At 37.8% G+C, this 16,132-nt stretch carries 11 protein-coding genes; 2 read left to right on the top strand and 9 right to left on the bottom strand.

Features of this window, described 5'->3' with window-relative positions; all coding sequences use genetic code 11:
• Nucleotides 1-2: 2 nt before the first annotated feature.
• A complete protein-coding gene (locus tag ACZ5V8_RS08695) occupies nucleotides 3-539 on the top strand; it encodes a hypothetical protein (RefSeq protein ID WP_440615722.1) in 537 nt (178 codons plus the stop codon).
• Nucleotides 536-1,846 (top strand): HlyD family type I secretion periplasmic adaptor subunit, encoded by a 1,311-nt coding sequence (locus ACZ5V8_RS08700; RefSeq protein WP_440615721.1) that lies wholly within the window; start codon nucleotides 536-538, stop codon nucleotides 1,844-1,846. The genes ACZ5V8_RS08695 and ACZ5V8_RS08700 overlap by 4 nt, the downstream gene beginning before the upstream one ends.
• A 216-nt stretch (nucleotides 1,847-2,062) precedes the next feature.
• Here the strand turns inward: ACZ5V8_RS08700 and ACZ5V8_RS08705 are convergent, their stop codons facing one another.
• From ACZ5V8_RS08705 to ACZ5V8_RS08745, 9 genes are all read right to left on the bottom strand, one after another.
• The gene (locus ACZ5V8_RS08705; protein WP_464217463.1) at nucleotides 2,063-2,614 is read right to left on the bottom strand and encodes a hypothetical protein; all 552 of its coding nucleotides are present in this window, start codon (nucleotides 2,612-2,614) and stop codon (nucleotides 2,063-2,065) included.
• Nucleotides 2,615-2,720: 106 nt separating this feature from the next.
• Nucleotides 2,721-4,241, bottom strand: coding sequence for a TolC family protein (locus tag ACZ5V8_RS08710; protein WP_464217464.1), 1,521 nt, complete (start codon nucleotides 4,239-4,241; stop codon nucleotides 2,721-2,723).
• A gap of 33 nt (nucleotides 4,242-4,274) precedes the next feature.
• Complete coding sequence (locus ACZ5V8_RS08715) at nucleotides 4,275-5,471, bottom strand: MotA/TolQ/ExbB proton channel family protein (protein WP_464217465.1); 1,197 nt, start codon at nucleotides 5,469-5,471, stop codon at nucleotides 4,275-4,277.
• 25 nt (nucleotides 5,472-5,496) lie between these two features.
• Entirely contained in the window at nucleotides 5,497-10,272 is a 4,776-nt protein-coding gene (locus ACZ5V8_RS08720; RefSeq protein WP_464217466.1) for a beta strand repeat-containing protein, read from the bottom strand.
• A gap of 57 nt (nucleotides 10,273-10,329) precedes the next feature.
• On the bottom strand, nucleotides 10,330-10,956 hold the full coding sequence (locus ACZ5V8_RS08725) for an outer membrane beta-barrel protein (RefSeq protein ID WP_464217467.1): 627 nt from the start codon (nucleotides 10,954-10,956) through the stop codon (nucleotides 10,330-10,332).
• Nucleotides 10,957-10,981: 25 nt separating this feature from the next.
• Nucleotides 10,982-11,269, bottom strand: coding sequence for a hypothetical protein (locus tag ACZ5V8_RS08730; RefSeq protein ID WP_440615714.1), 288 nt, complete (start codon nucleotides 11,267-11,269; stop codon nucleotides 10,982-10,984).
• Between the two features lie 61 nt (nucleotides 11,270-11,330).
• A complete protein-coding gene (locus tag ACZ5V8_RS08735) occupies nucleotides 11,331-11,870 on the bottom strand; it encodes a hypothetical protein (RefSeq protein ID WP_464217468.1) in 540 nt (179 codons plus the stop codon).
• 305 nt (nucleotides 11,871-12,175) lie between these two features.
• On the bottom strand, nucleotides 12,176-12,598 hold the full coding sequence (locus ACZ5V8_RS08740) for an SRPBCC family protein (RefSeq protein WP_440615712.1): 423 nt from the start codon (nucleotides 12,596-12,598) through the stop codon (nucleotides 12,176-12,178).
• A gap of 142 nt (nucleotides 12,599-12,740) precedes the next feature.
• A complete protein-coding gene (locus ACZ5V8_RS08745) occupies nucleotides 12,741-16,004 on the bottom strand; it encodes a DUF6242 domain-containing protein (RefSeq protein ID WP_464217469.1) in 3,264 nt (1,087 codons plus the stop codon).
• Nucleotides 16,005-16,132 lie beyond the last annotated feature (128 nt).

Raw genomic sequence — 16,132 nt, forward strand, 5'->3', positions numbered from 1 at the left:
ATATGGCACATGAAAAAAGAGATGATATTATTTGGCCAGCTTATGTCGATATGCTAACTGTTTTAGTGATGATTTTTATCATGTTTAGCATTGTATTCATCATTCGTCTAAGTATGTATAACATCGCTCAAAAAATGACGATTGATATACACCAGAAGCCGTCAACAAAAACCCAACCTCATCACACACCGCCTCCTATTGTTTATATGCATCAGAGTGCAAACGTGACAAAGTGGGATTTGACTCTACCGATTGATGACGCCTTAAACTTTTCAAGTTTGCAACAGCAAATGATCGATCAATGGTTGAAGAAGCATCCGAAAAGTAGCAATGCTCGCTATCAAGTTTCCATACAACTTTCAAACAAAACACATGCATCTCTTGGGGCAATGCTACGCAAAATTTACATTCTTTATGCTCAAATTGCTAACTATATGCACACTAAGCACAATATTTTGACAAGTCAAATACAATTCCTCAATCAATCAAATCAAACCTCAAGCACAGCTAATCTGATAAAAATCAGGATACAAAAATGAAACCCTTACTCAAAAAAATAAATAGTCAACAATTTGTTACTGCCGTAAAAAACTCAAGTGTCAATCTCAAGATTATGCTGGCAAGCTTACTTATCGCATTTTTGGTTAGCTTATTCTTCTTGCGTCTTGATATTTTGGTGCATGCCAAGGGTTATCTACAAATCAAATTCAAAAACATCATGCTCGAACACGCTACAGGAGGCACAATCTCAAAGCTACTTGTTCATGAAGGACAACATGTCGAGAAAGGACAACTCCTCGCCATAATAGATAATAGCTATGTTAGTCAAGAATACACCAAGAACACAGGTAGTATTGCCATGCTACAGCTACAAGCTACACGTCTTAATGCGGAGATTAATCAAAAACCATTCATATGGGAAAATATTAATATTAAGGGCGTCACTCAAGCTATGTTTCTGACAGAAAAGAACGTCTATGACAGTGAGATTGATACCTATGAGCAAAATGAAAAACTTGCTAAAAACAGCTATCAGGAAAAGCTTGATGAAATCAAAGCCAACACGATAGACATTGAAGGTTTAAAAAAGCAAAAGCAACTCATCTCAGATCAAGTCAAAATAATTAAAGATTTGGTTAAAGAAGAAGCTGCATCAAAATCTGCATTACTCAATCAAGAAGCCGAAGAGCAAAAGATTCTTAATCAACTTAATACCGCTATTTCTCGGCAAGAACTTTTAAAATCTCAGGCTTATGAAGCTCAATTAAAGGTTACTAAAATCCATACCGATTTCATGTCAGATAAACGCAATAAACTATTACAATTAGAACAACAACTTGCTGAGCTGAAAGCCAAGCAAACCGGAATATCAGATCGCAAAAAAATTGAGAATGTTTTTAGCCCAACCAATGGAATAATTCAAAGCATCTTTAAGTCTAATGCAGGGGCTTTTATACCCTCAGGAGGTAAACTATTTGAAATATCTCCTGACAATGTTCCGATCATCTGCGTTCTTAAAGTATCTCCAAGTGATCGCGACAAATTGTGGGTGGGCATGCCTGTGAAAATTGCCATTAATTCGATTTCAACGATTGGTGCAAACTTTCTATCTGGAACAGTATCTCTTATTAGTGCTGACACTAAAGATGATAACATCAATGGCAATAAAAGACCGTACTTTGAGGTTGATGTCGATCTTAATGAGCAAGACATTCACAACCAACACATTAAAATATATCCTGGTATGCAAGTCGACGGTTATATTATCGTTGGCAAAAGAACCGTTGCCCAATACATTCTAAAGCCCATGCTTACTGGGGCAAATACAGCACTTACTGAAGTTTAAGAACTCAACCGCTTATATACCCATCACAAACCATCCATGGCAGCTTCGCACTCGATCCTTACGCCATCCTAGCTCAGGATGACAGGCCATAGGGTGTCATTACGAGCATGGATGTGTGGCAATCCATTCTTTATCATGGATGGTGGATTTAAGTTCGTTGCAAAGTCTATATCTACAAGCTACTTCTTAAGGTAGTGCCATTAGTGCATAAAACACTTACTTTTTATTTAATGGTTCACTCGTCATTTTGATCATGTCATAAGGATGAGGTGAAGGTAAATTATCTTGATAGACAATATTGGCTGATGGAATTTTTAATGAGTTCAGCATATAAGCTAGTAACTGACTATAGATTAGATATTGCTTTCTTAATAGAGAACCTGTTGAAAAATTCTGATTTTTAGCAACATAGACGACAACGACATATTTTCTATTAGGATGCTGAGCAACCCACGCTTTTACCTTGTTATAGTCAGCATTGCTTAAGCGATAACTATCAGACTTTAATTTTAAGCTAAAATCCCAATCTGTACGTTTATTTTGCTGCAAATATTTATAACTTTTTGACGATACTGCCTCATTATCTGCGTTACTACTTGATTGCTGTATTTCCTGAGCTTGGTTACGTACTGTCATACTAGATAAAAAACCTAAGATCATATTAAAAAATACGTACATAATCAAAACAATAACCATTAAGGAGACATAGCTCACCCAAAAGGTTGTTTTATTATTGCCGCCATTATAGGTAAAGGCTTTTCTTTTCACAAATAACTCCTAAATGAAGACTGTTGAGCAAAAGCAGTAAATTCAACCAATAATTTATTTGATTTCAATTTAAAAATTAGCAAGCTGATTTTTATCAAACTCATTATTACTGTCTCATGTGTATAAATTTCAATACATCACGCGTTTCTCCAGCAAGCTCATAGAGGTTAACCAGTGCCTCATAGGCATTGATCTTATCTTTAATTTTTTCTATCAACGCCAAATATAACCCTCGTTCAGAGTTCAATAAATCCAATAACGGTCTATGCCCTGCAAAAAATTCCTTTTTATAGAGTCTATTCACTTTTTTATATTTTGAGACAGTCAATAAGTTAATCGCATAATTCTTACGCATCCGCTGATAAACAATCAAATTATCTTCTAACTGTTGATTGATATTACGCATAGCCATTGTTAGTTTGTCTTCAGCAAGAAACTGGCTCTGTACCGCACTTTCAATTGCTGCTGAATTATACCCTCCGGTAAAGATAGGCATTGTTATACTAACACTTCCACTTAATTTTGGCGACTGAACCGACCGACTCCACTGGGTTGCGCCAGCGTTGACATTAATAGTCGGATAGTCTTGGCTAACTGCTTGTTCATGGTTAAACTTGGCTTGCGATACTTGCGCTTTAAGTTGCTTCAATAGCAAACTATGCTGATAAATATAGTTAAGTGTTAAATGGTGTGATTTTGGAAATGATTTTTGCTGAGTGATGCCTTGGTAGAATGTATAATTACGCTGGCTATCACTAGACAATCCAGTGATTGTCTCTAGGTCGACTTTGGCTTTTTGTAATCTCAGTTCACCGTTGCTTAAAAAATTATTTGCCTCATCAACAGCAACCTTTGATCGCAATAAATCTGACATAATCGACAGCCCAGCATCTACTCGTTTATTGACTTTATCTGCAATATTTTTAACACGTGCTAAATAAGCTTTATCCGCACTGACAAGTTCAGCATATTGTATATACATGAGATAGTCTTTAATGACTTTCGCCGTCACCATTTGATTGGTTATATCACGTTGCCATTTACTTGCTTGTAATGCGCTATCTTGTGCCTCGTAGGCGGAATAGCGTTTCCCAAAATCATAAATCGTATAGACTGCTGAAATGTTGATGTTAGGCACATCAGAATCTGGGGTTGTATAATCACTACCTTCAAGATAATGAAAATTTGCAAAACTTAATGTCCCTTGTAATTGTGGCCAATATTTAGAGTCTGCCTGCTTAAGCTTTGCTTTGGCAATTTTTTCCTGAATTTTAGATACATCGACTGATAAGTCATAGTGTAACGCTTTGTTAATCGCCTCAGATAAATCAACATAAATAGAACTATTGCTTACTGCTTTCTGTGGTGCTCTAACATCTTTTCCCATTGCAGATATATGGGCTTTAAAGAGCATTTGTGCCGTTGGATATAACACGCGCACATCACTTGATTTATCGCTATGTGTTTTTAAAGTCAATGTCTTTTGTGACGCATTCGTATTTAGCAGCGCTTTGATTTCTATTGGCATAAAGTCAATATATGAAAACGACGGTTGTTGGTCTGCTGTCACTATAGTTGCTACCATACTTAATAAGCCAGCCAAAGCTACCTTAAAAAACTTATTCATAATAACCTCTTAATAATAGTAATTTGTAATTAATTACAATTGACTTTGCTCATTGAGCATTTTTTCTAAACTGAATTTGATCTGAGACATTTGCTGAAGCAGGTTAAGAGATATGTTTGATGATTGCGCAGTAGTGGCTTTTTCGATTCGCTCAACATCATCGACAATTACTGCTTGAAATTTACGGAAAGTAGACATTAAATCACTCATCAAAACACTCATTTCCTCAACTCGATGATGAGATTCTTGAACCAGTAAGTCTGTTGTACTTGCACTATGAGTAATAATCTCCATTAAGTTTTGACTAACTATTGGCAAATCATTCGTAATCTGCAACATTTTCTCATCAACTGCTGCCAAGGCACTCACGCATTGCTGTAAATAGATATCTAGCTTTTGATCAATTGATGCAATAACATGATTATGTTGCTGTTGCATGCTTTCTTGAGCGCTATGTAACGTTGCTATCATCTCATTATTTTTTTGCAATAACACGGCAATCTGAGGCAATGTTTCGTTCAATAGTTTAAACGTTGGCTTGGCACCCTTACTGATTAAACCACTATGATTGCCAGACTCAATGTCGGACATATTATTATCTAACATCCAAGTCTTAATCTGCTGAGTAAAATCTGTCGTTGCTCGTGCTAGAATAATCGCAAAAAGCCCAACAATTAAAGAAAATAGTAAGCCTAATAAAGAAGCTGAAAATGCCGTTGACATTCCAGCTAATGGTGCAGTTAATGAATTCAGTATATTTGATGCACTCGACATATTAAGCACATCAGACACCTTACTCATAGTGCGCATCATACCAATAAATGTCCCAAGCAATCCCAAACCGATCAAGGTCGCAGACATATATTCTAGCGCTTTAATGCTCCAACTTTTATACTCACGCCATTCTTCAATGAGCGCCTCCAAAGCACCACCATTACTTGCTACAAGGTGATAAAACCTCGACCCAAAAATGCTTTTTAGCGCTTTTTCATCAGCAAAGGGCGTATCACTTGCAAGTTCTCTTTGCCATAGATTAGCTTGTTTTCTTAATTGTATTGCACTGTACATAGCATATAAAACAGCCAAAAAACATCCCGTCACAATCAGCGTATTGATCACCGTATTATGTGAAATAACGACGATTAATGCCTTTATATCAACCACAGCAAAAGCAATCATCAGCGCACCCATAACAATAATAAGTGCTGAAAAATTTTTAATCTTTGTCATTGTATTTACCTTTTTATCAATCAAATCAACCTGCGATAGCCGCATCATGATGTGTATTATCCACTGAACTATGATGTTCATTACTATGTTCTGAAACCGTATTTCGCTGACTATACACATCAATGGTTTTGCCATTTGCATTATATTGATAATGCGTTCTGTCAATTTGCGTGAAAGAACCGCCGTGTAGCCAAGCAATATCGGAGAAGTTATCAACATCAAGTTCATAATGATTATTGGTATCTGTGCGATGCTGATGAATGAAGTTATCTAAATCAAATGTCCAGGTATTGCCAGCTCCACCATCTTTGATCATATTTTTGATATCGAATGTTTCAAAGTTGTGAAAGTCTTCAAATAAATCTTCAACATTCAAGTCCTTATTAACATGTATCTGACGATTCAAGCGCAGCGTATCATCACCATTGCCTGCATCAAAGCTATTGCTGCTCTGACCAAAGCGTTTTTCTAAACTTGCCAAAGAAGAGAAATCAAATACATCATCATATTTTGTGCCAATAACATCAAATTCTGATTGTAACTGTCCATTTTGAGAGATATTGTCGCTCACTCCTCCTGTGTCAACGCTATAAGTATTACTTCCTTTGCCATCTAAATGAAAATCAATCTCCTGATTTAAGCGGCTAAAATCAACCGTCATATTCTGCTGAGATGATCCTCCATTGTATGACTTAATGGAAAGATCAAGCTTGGCATTACCAAAATAGATATGACTATCTAAACTGACATTAGAGTTAGAATAATTCAAAAGGCTAGACTCGCTGTCGCTACCATAAAAATCAAAGGTCTTAAGACTACCATTAGCATAACTTCCAGCATTAAAGTTCAATACATCTAGATGACCATTGATCGTATCGCTACCATCCGCACCATACGCATAATCCTTGGTAATAGACTCTTTGCCCGCTACAGCTCTTAAGTCAACGGTTAACTTTTGAAAGTAATTTGTTGAACCATTGTTAAATGTATTATAGTCATGCTGCCCTTGCCCTAGGTACTGATTAACCCCAATGTCAATTTCGTAATAATTTTTGTGTCCTGCATTATTAAAGTTATAGGTATCATTACCTGCTCCTGCATATACAAAGTTATCGGCATTATTATATCCCTTAATCGTATCATCACCATGCCCACCTTGTACTCTACGCACATGATGAATCTCATCATTAACAGCGGTTCGTTGATCAGTGACTAAATCATTATTTAAATCAATCGTTAGCGCATCATTCATTTTAGAATATGACAATACAGAACCAGTCAATCCACCTCCACTAAGATAATCAAAACTTACCACCTCATAATCTGGCATATCAAATACGTTGTTACCTACCATCGCATGAATATCGACAAGACTCATGCCAGCGTACGTTGCATCAATGTTTAGATTGGCGTTAGCCGCATTTATATTAAGATAGTTATAATTTGTATGAAAAGTGATTTTTTCAATCGCGTTAAATTGACTGGAATTATAACCACCTACACTATAGAAAGTCCCTTGATGCTGACCATTAATAGTTATCTGGCTAGTATTAGTATTAGTTCCACTAAATATAATCTCATCATTACCATCACCACCTGCCAAGTTATAGTTTCCATAAGAGCCATCCTCATAAGAGAAAATATCATCACCTTTGCCACCATTGATCTGATAGGTCACACCTGATGTTCGGTTATAATCATCACCTGTGTAATGATTTTTCAGATGAAAAACATCATCATATTGACTGCCTATGATATCGGTAAATGTAACATGTGGCGCTGAGCCAGTACTCGCTTCGAAAGTATCGACACCTCCACCTGCTTTAGTGATTGTCCCCAAATCGGTCATGGTAATATGAGCGTCTTGATTATCATAACTTATCTGATTATTAAAATTGAAATTACCCATCGCTCCTTCTGAGTGCTGCTGATAATTGGCATTATTGCCCTTGGTTGAGACAACTACATTGTTTTGTCCTTGTAAAGTTAATTGTCCATCATAGTTGTCTGATAAACGGTAGGTCGCATTACCTTTTTGTGTACCTATAATGTTCTGAATATGTGTTACTTTATTGGCTAAATATGAACCGCTATTATCGGTGATTATCCCATTTTGCAGATCAACATTTAAACCAACATTCCCGACTTCTGATAAATCGACTGTATTGTTATGACTGCCAACAGCACCACCGTTAATGGACATGCCATAAGCACCGCTGAGAATAAAGGTGTTATTATCACCATAAGCTACCGCGTCAAAACCATAATTGCCTTGTGTAAACGTAGTGTTCCCTGTATTTAAGCCCTTAATTTCAGTTAATTGACCACTTTGTAAAATGCCTAAGACACCTTGATCTGAATCGATCACACCGCTTTTTAGATTAACATCCAAAGTAGTCACATCATGACTGACCGAAGGATCCGAATAATCTATGATCAACTGTCCTCCGTGAACTATATAATTAACAGGTTGCATGCCAGCATAAAAACTATTGTGAACAGTTGTTACACCTTGATAGCTTTCAATGGCAATACTGCCGTCGCTTCCTGACTGCGCCGCACTGATATTGACTTCAGAAGTTTGTGCATATAACTTTAGATCGATATCATTGTTTGTGCCGCTATCAAGCATGATATTAATCGTATCGTTTATGCTATTGGCATCCCCTTTGAAATCGGCTACACCACTATAGTAGTTGATCGTATTAGTTTTACCATGCCCTTCGATATAAGCATTTGCTGACTTGTTTTGTCCTATATTATAAACATTAGTTGCATTAGAATGATCACCACTGCCGCCACCAATAAATGCCGTATGCGCACCATCAGCAAAAAAGGTATTATGTGACGCATTGCCTCCGCCAACAACCGTTAAATCACCATTATTATTAATGTGGATTTCGCCACCTAGTTCACCGATGACAACTTCATTAACAGCGCCATTGACGGTATCACTTCCGATTGATGTATTTGATGCAGAGCGCTTATCTACTGACATTTCATTGCCATCAACTGTGATATTGGTTACATCATTCAATCCTGAATAATCGATCTTACCCAAACCACCAAAGCTAATATGATCATTACCTTGACTGCCAATGACCTCGTCAATACCTTTGCCTGTACTTATATTATCATCTGAGGCACTCGTGATGAATTGATCGTTATGATTTGTGCCAATATATTGCTCGACATTGTCAATATGATCTTGCTTGTTACCACTATGCATAATAGTGCCATTGTTAAGATCAACGACAATGCCATCAACAGCTTCTGTTGAATTGACAGGGTTAGTCGATACAAAGTCGATATGCTTTAGATCAAAGCTAACCCCGGTATTTTTGGCACCCAAAGCACTGTAATCAACCGTGTCACTATCTTGACCACCATCAAAAACAACTTCACCCCCATGAGACACAAAATGATCATCACCTTTACCCGCTGCAAAGGTAGCTTTGGTTGTTGTACTACTGATAAATGTATCTGACGCTGAACTTCCTTTAATAACTTCAATATTTTTTAATGTTTGTTCAACTTTTTCTATACCGTTATTAAAAGCACCACTAAAGCTATTCACGCCGTTATCTGTTCCAGTAATCGTCACACCATTAAGATGATTGCTGTAATCAACCGTATCATTACCGGCGCCACCATCATAACTATCACTACCTCGGTCTGAAGCTAAGATAATGTCATCAAATTGACTGCCAGTGATTTCTTGAGCATTTGGATGAGTACCGAGCATAAAAGTACCATCACCATCTGTTGTCTGATATGGATTATCAGTAATATCGAGTTTAATAACATATTCAGTACGCCCTTGTTTATCAGCAGGGCTAAAGTGAATGGTAATAATTTTATGTGCACTCGTATCAGACGTATCATAATCTATGGCAAATTGGTTTTTTGATAGATCAGGCTGCATATCACGCGTGATTATTGTTATATTGGATGACCCACTACCTGTGATACTGCTAATCTCAGAACCTGCAGGCAGCTCAAAGATTTTTTGTAAATTTGTTTCTTGTTTAGATGATCCGGCTTGATTAGCATCAACCGTCCAGCCATGATGAGATTGAGACAGATCCAATACCACAGGCGCTAATTGCGCTTTTTGTCCCAAAGATTGATCTGGACCTCCCACCGTAACCGTATGATTTGCATCATTATATCTCGGCTGCGGAATATACATGTTTAAATCAGGTGATACGGTTAGCTTTGGTGACACTGTCGGATCATTGTTTTGCGAGGTTTCACTATGACTATTATTTTGGCTTTGCGCTTCAACAACCGGAACATTTGTCGCTGTAATGTGGTTAGTATTATCAGCCTCCTGTGAAGTCTCTGAAAGCATATTATTGATTGTTTCATTGACATCACTTTGCAGGTTACTTCCATCTTCATTTGATTGGCTTTCTGCACTTGCTGTCTCATCAATCACATAAACTTTGGTCTGTTCATGGTTTTGTGTTATATCTTGCTGAGTCTTCTCATGTGTTAGGTGACCATCTGTATTAATGATATTGGCAGAGGCAATATCTAGTACCTGTTGCGCCGTTAGCGTCTTACCATCGGAAAAGTCCAGTTCAAATGCTTTTTTGTCTAGACTCGCAAGCTGCCCACCAAAGACAAGATGATAAACCTCGCCATTCTGTGCTTCGATCAAAACATCCTGACCATCTAGCGCAAACTTGGCGTGCGCAAAATCAATAGGCAAATGGTTGTCTTGAAATGTTTTTAACAACACCACCTTTTGCAAAGAGGGATTTTGCAACGCTTTCTCCGTAATATGTTCACTCATTTGAACGCTCCCCACGTTTATAAAAATGTAAAATCTATACTTTAAACACTAAAAAAACTAAACCCCAAACGTATAACTAACCCCAAGCGTAAATGCTTGAATTGGATTAGTATTATTTTGTCCCGCTTGAGGGAATACTGCCTTGTCTTTCTTGCCCCAGATATATTGATATTTTGCAAAAATATTAAATCTTGATGTCACTTGATAACCAATGCCAATACTTACGACAGGATTCCATTTTTTACCCAGTTCATCATCTTGATTTGCGCCACTACCATAGGCCACTCTTTGGACAACATACGCCATCCCCACACCCGCTAACAAATTCATACCAACTGGCAAAACAACTTGTGCGGTTAACTGAATTGGCAAAACAAACGTTGCTTTGTAATCGATATCATCACTTCCATAACTTAGTAATTTATGTCCATACATAAGATTGGTCTGTATGCCTAATGCTAGCCATGAGTTAACTGCATATTGCCCTCCAAGGTCAATACTGCCAATTGCTCCACCTGATTTTTTATCCAAACTACTTTGATCCCACAATGATCCAGTAATTTGACCATAACCACCCTCAACACCAAGAGTTAATCCACTTTGAGCCATTGCTTGATGTCCATTTGCATTTGCCATCGCAATTGTTGATAGCGCAAATCCCATTACTGATATTAATTTTTTCATAAGCACCCCCCATAATTAATGCTTTTTAACGATTCCACGATTTACTTAAAAAATTAAAAACATTCACTTCTGCTTTATAAAAGTTTTCCTCAAATACTGAGGGCTTTTCATAAACTGATTTCAAGTGTTCATTGATCAATTTGATCCGATGTTTACGCAAATACTTATTAATCGTTGAAACTGCATATCCTGTTAATTGAGATGCTTGCTGAGCAGTAATACCTGCTGCAGCAAAGTCATCTAACAATTCACTTACTGAACACTGGTGTACATTTTTAGCGTACTGAATAAAACATTCCTTATTTTTTCCCATCGATACAGCCTTGCGTCTACACTTCATCAACCTTATCTATCACAATGGTGGTTTGATGACATCAAGCCATCCACGTCAATCCAACTAGAGCGCCTAGACCATTAATATTATGGTTATGCCCCATTATCGCGATACTTGGCATATATTGCGCTTGAACGTTGACCGACAAATGGCGATTTAGGTTATAAGCACCGCCTAAACCAATATCATACAAATAAAGTAAGCTCCCTAAATTAGCCACAAGGCTTACGTTTTGATTAAAGTGTTTACTAAAGTACAGCTCGGGAACCGGCAAAACCGCATTACCATTGCTTTTGATAAAATTGTAAAGTCTAATACCTACGCCATAATGCACAGATTGCCAATTATCAGCACTAAACATCCAGCCATAATCAAGATCTTGCACGTAGTAATCACTGCGATCGGTATTATAGGTCTGGATTAAAATATCCGCTTCATTCTGGCGCATACTCCAGTAACCATTGCCAATAGCTAGCTTAAAACCATCTGTTACTGGATGATTATTTACAAGCATGGTTCTGGCATTGCTCATTACAAAAAAGATTAGCAATCCACAAATCATCATTACTTTTGACACCATTTTATTTCCTCTTTACCGTTCTTTTAACACTTAAATATTATTAAGCAGTGACAACACTCCCCGTGATCTAGCGACACTATAACGATGCAAAGTCACATAAATATGTAAACATATGTATTAATTGCAAAATATCGATTATTGACTCTTGAGTGCTAAATAATCGCAATATGATTCAGCTAATTGACGACAAACTTTCCCCAAGCTCTTTTAATCCAAAGTGAGATACATACATAGAGAGGCACCAAGATATAACCTTGAAACATCAACTTTAAAACACTCTTTAGTAACACCCCTTTCTTACTCGATTAGTTTTCTCTTGCAACTTTTACTAAAAGCTCTGTCTGACGAGGTAACGTTGCAACAATTTTTTCCCCTAAAAGTTTTTGCCATAGCCACGATAGATAGCCTTTGATCTGAATAGTTGTTGTTATACAAATCTCTTCCTCAAATTCTTCTATCTTATGAACCCCATAAAGATGCCCAAAAGGCAATCGAAAATAGTCAGTAAAAGATTTATTAGGAGTGCACTCCACTAACTTCATTTTAAGTTTTGGACCGCCTTTTGGCTTAAAGTGAAAAGTGTTACCAGTTTTAAAATCTCCATCCATCGTTGCCCACTCAGTATCATCATCCCAAAGAGATCGTTTTTGAATATCTGACCAAATCGTCCAAATTTGTTCAGCAGTAACATCTCTATAGGTCTTACTATAACTCTTTATGTATGCCATTTTTCACCTTTATAATTAATATACTCAGGATAAACTGTAAAACTTTATCTCACTTGGCTCAAAGATGAACCTTTCTTACATCTTATCTTATACCTGTGGATTTTTTAGTATGAGCCTAATGTCCATAAACCGATTCTTTGTTTTACTCAGGAATCAAAATACCTTCATCACCGACCTTCATAATTGAAAAACCAGCTACGTTTCCTAAGAAAACATCACCACTTGCATCAGCATTTATTCGATAAACCATATTAGCTTGCAAACCATCGTCCGTTGTTTTACGCAACCACGTATTACCACCATCAGTAGAGTAAATAACCCCAACCCCCCAAGTTGCGACATAAATGGTACCATTGGCAATGATTGCTCCCTCAATATAGCTCCCTGCAGGCATACCCAAATCAACCGCAGTTTTAGATACCCAGTTGTTCCCGCCATCAGTCGAGATTAGCAATATTGGCTTGCCCGCACCATAGTTCCACGTATTAATGAGGACATTCTGACCACTTACAAAGACACCTCCTTGAGAGCCAAAATAGGTTGCTGGATTATATTTTTTCGTCCAATTAGTTCCGCCATCGGTCGACACCCAAAGCCCATGATTACCAAATAGGTAAATATTATCGCCCTCGCCGGTAATATCGTATAATTGACTACCAAAGCTGTTATCCGGTGCAGACCAAGTATTACCATTATCAGTTGACTTAACCAAACCACCATAGGTTGGCACAAAAACATCACTACCTAATGTATAGACACCATTTGCACTACTATTGAAGGTTGCCTTAGGAACTTGCGTCCAAGTTTTGCCATTATCGCGCGAATAATTAATTGTGGATTGCCCATTTCCTACCATTAGGTATAAAGTGTTAGAATTGGCATCCTCCCAGACACCATCCACCGTATCACTTGAAAGCCCATTTTTAGAATTATAATTCTGCCAATTAACGCCATCATCTTTAGAGATATACAATCCTGAGAATAACGTGCCAGCATAAAGTGTGTCATTTAAGTTATTGATAAATTTGATATAACTTGAATAGACCCCTGATGCGGAATGTACAATTTCCCATGTATCTCCATTATCGGTTGATTTAGCTAGCCCCACTTCAGTACCTGCATATAAAGCATTACCTATTTTTGAAATAGCACCCGCGAAATCTCCAGTCATTTTCTGTGCCCAAGTTGTGCCACCATCATGCGAAACTAAAATTCCATTCCCTGCACCTAAGATAATATCTTTCCCTAAGGCGTATATCGAATTAACATAGCTAGTATTTAACTCTGCAGGCTTAACATTCGACCAAGTGTTGCCATTATCAGTTGAGATTGAATATCCTTGGTTTCCACCAATATAGATATTATTACCATCGATATAGATTGCACCAGCAGACTCAACGATCCCATCAGATGCTGTTGTTTTATTTGTCCAAGTCCCCCCCCCATCAGTTGAAAAAGATAACGCACCACTTGGAGCAGTTTCCATTCCAACCGAATAAATGACGCCCTTATTTTCTATAACCATGTGACTTGTCTTTGTTGCAATGCCATCAGCTGGTGTTTTACTTGTCCAATGCTGACCATTATCAGTAGAAATAGCAATACCATTATCAGTACCGACATAGACATTACTACCAGAAGCATAGACATTATAAACTATAGTGCCCGGCAAACCATCGGCAGACGTTTTTGTCTGCCAGGTTTTACCCGCATCACGCGATACTGCTAATCCTCCTCGGTAATCAGATACATAAACATTATCGCCAGATACTGCAACATTCATCACTGAACCTAAATCAGGAATTTCAGGTGATGAAACTGTCTGCCAAGTTTGCCCATTATCTTTTGAAATAGATAAACCAACGGTTGGAACATACATGACACCATTTTCAACGACAACATTACCCGCCGCGCCAGGAATTAAATTGGTCAAAGCATTACTTGGAATAAAGCCACCCATAGGATATACATCAACACCTAACAATGTGCCTGTACTATTATTGCCATTATTTGACGTATTACCATAGACCAATGAATAGAGCTTTTGCTCATGTGTTGTTGCATTCGGTGCCGTATAGGTATAGTTGTTAGTACAATAACCTCGACCTAATAATGTCGCACCACAAGTATTACTAGTCGATGCGACTAAGCTGCCATCATTCGGCAAAATACTCATCGTTAAATTATTAAGGCTTAATGAGCTATTGTTTCTTGCCTTTAGTGGAATCTCCATCGACTTGCCACCATTTATTACCAAACGATAACTATCCGACATCTGCAATTGACTGGATGACGATGATCCAAGCATCAATTGATTAACTTGATCAGCATTATTCGCTGAAATCTGCAGTTCGCCACTACCCGATGGATAGTTCTCCAAACTGCCGTCAACTACAATAGTGCAACTATCGCCACCATTCAACGTCATGCCATTAACACACGTACTGCTAGGATCTTGAGTGACTCCCGCTAATGCAGGAATACTAAATTGCACATCCATTGCCGGCACAACTGAACTGTTGGTAATTTGAATCGTTTTTTTCATCCCTGGCACAATCGTAATGTGCTGACTATCTAAAGTTAAAAATTGAGACTGTGCTTTAGTCATTTGCGATTTAAACCTTGCCAAAGCATCTTCTGGGTTAATTGACAAAGTCGGACGCAATAGTTGCAAGCTTTTTGAAACTTCTGTTTGCCCATTAACCGCGACTTCAATATCAATTGCTTGATTATTTGCTGTGTTTGCAGCTTTAACATCAAATGTACAATTCTCTGAAGGTTTAAGAATCGCGCCTGCGCAGGTATCATTGATAATGGATGCACCACTAGCAGCAATGCGCGTACCACTTTGATAGACTGCAACACTTAGACCTGAAACACCCTTATCAGCACCTGCTAAGTCAGAAACATCTTGAGCACTATTATTGGTTAATACATAGTGCTTCACATCACCACTGCCTAGTACCGAAGAATCGCTGCTTAATACCAATTTAACCACCGCAGGAGGCTCTGCGATAACATCCACTGGAATACTTAATTGATTAATCGAATCACTTGAGCGTATTGTTAACACCGCTTTACTACCAACAACAGCACTGTTGCTTGCTGTTAAAACAATTACCGCTGAAGCCCCTGGCGCTAATTGACTGGGAATATTTGATGCAGTCTTATCAATACTCACACCATCATCTGCTTGCAGCTCAACAGCAAAGTCACTTGCCTGTTTATTGCCTTCATTAGTGACCGTAATTTGCAAACTATGCGATGTCTCAATATTGCCATGCGTTTGGCTTGGCACTAAGGTAGCTGTCGTAGTCACTGCATTTTTCTTATTGCCATCATCCGAGTTACAGCCAAATAGCAACGCACTAGAAACAATCAGCGGTATTAATTTTGTCATTTTCATGCTTACACTTCTCCACTTTAACTTAATTTAGTCAACTTATCAGTCATCGCACTCCCCATGCTTAGAATTAAGTTTAGATCAAAAAAACGTCGAAAGTATGTAAATATATGTATTAATTGTAAAATATC

This window comes from Cysteiniphilum sp. GTC20157 (assembly GCF_055396795.1).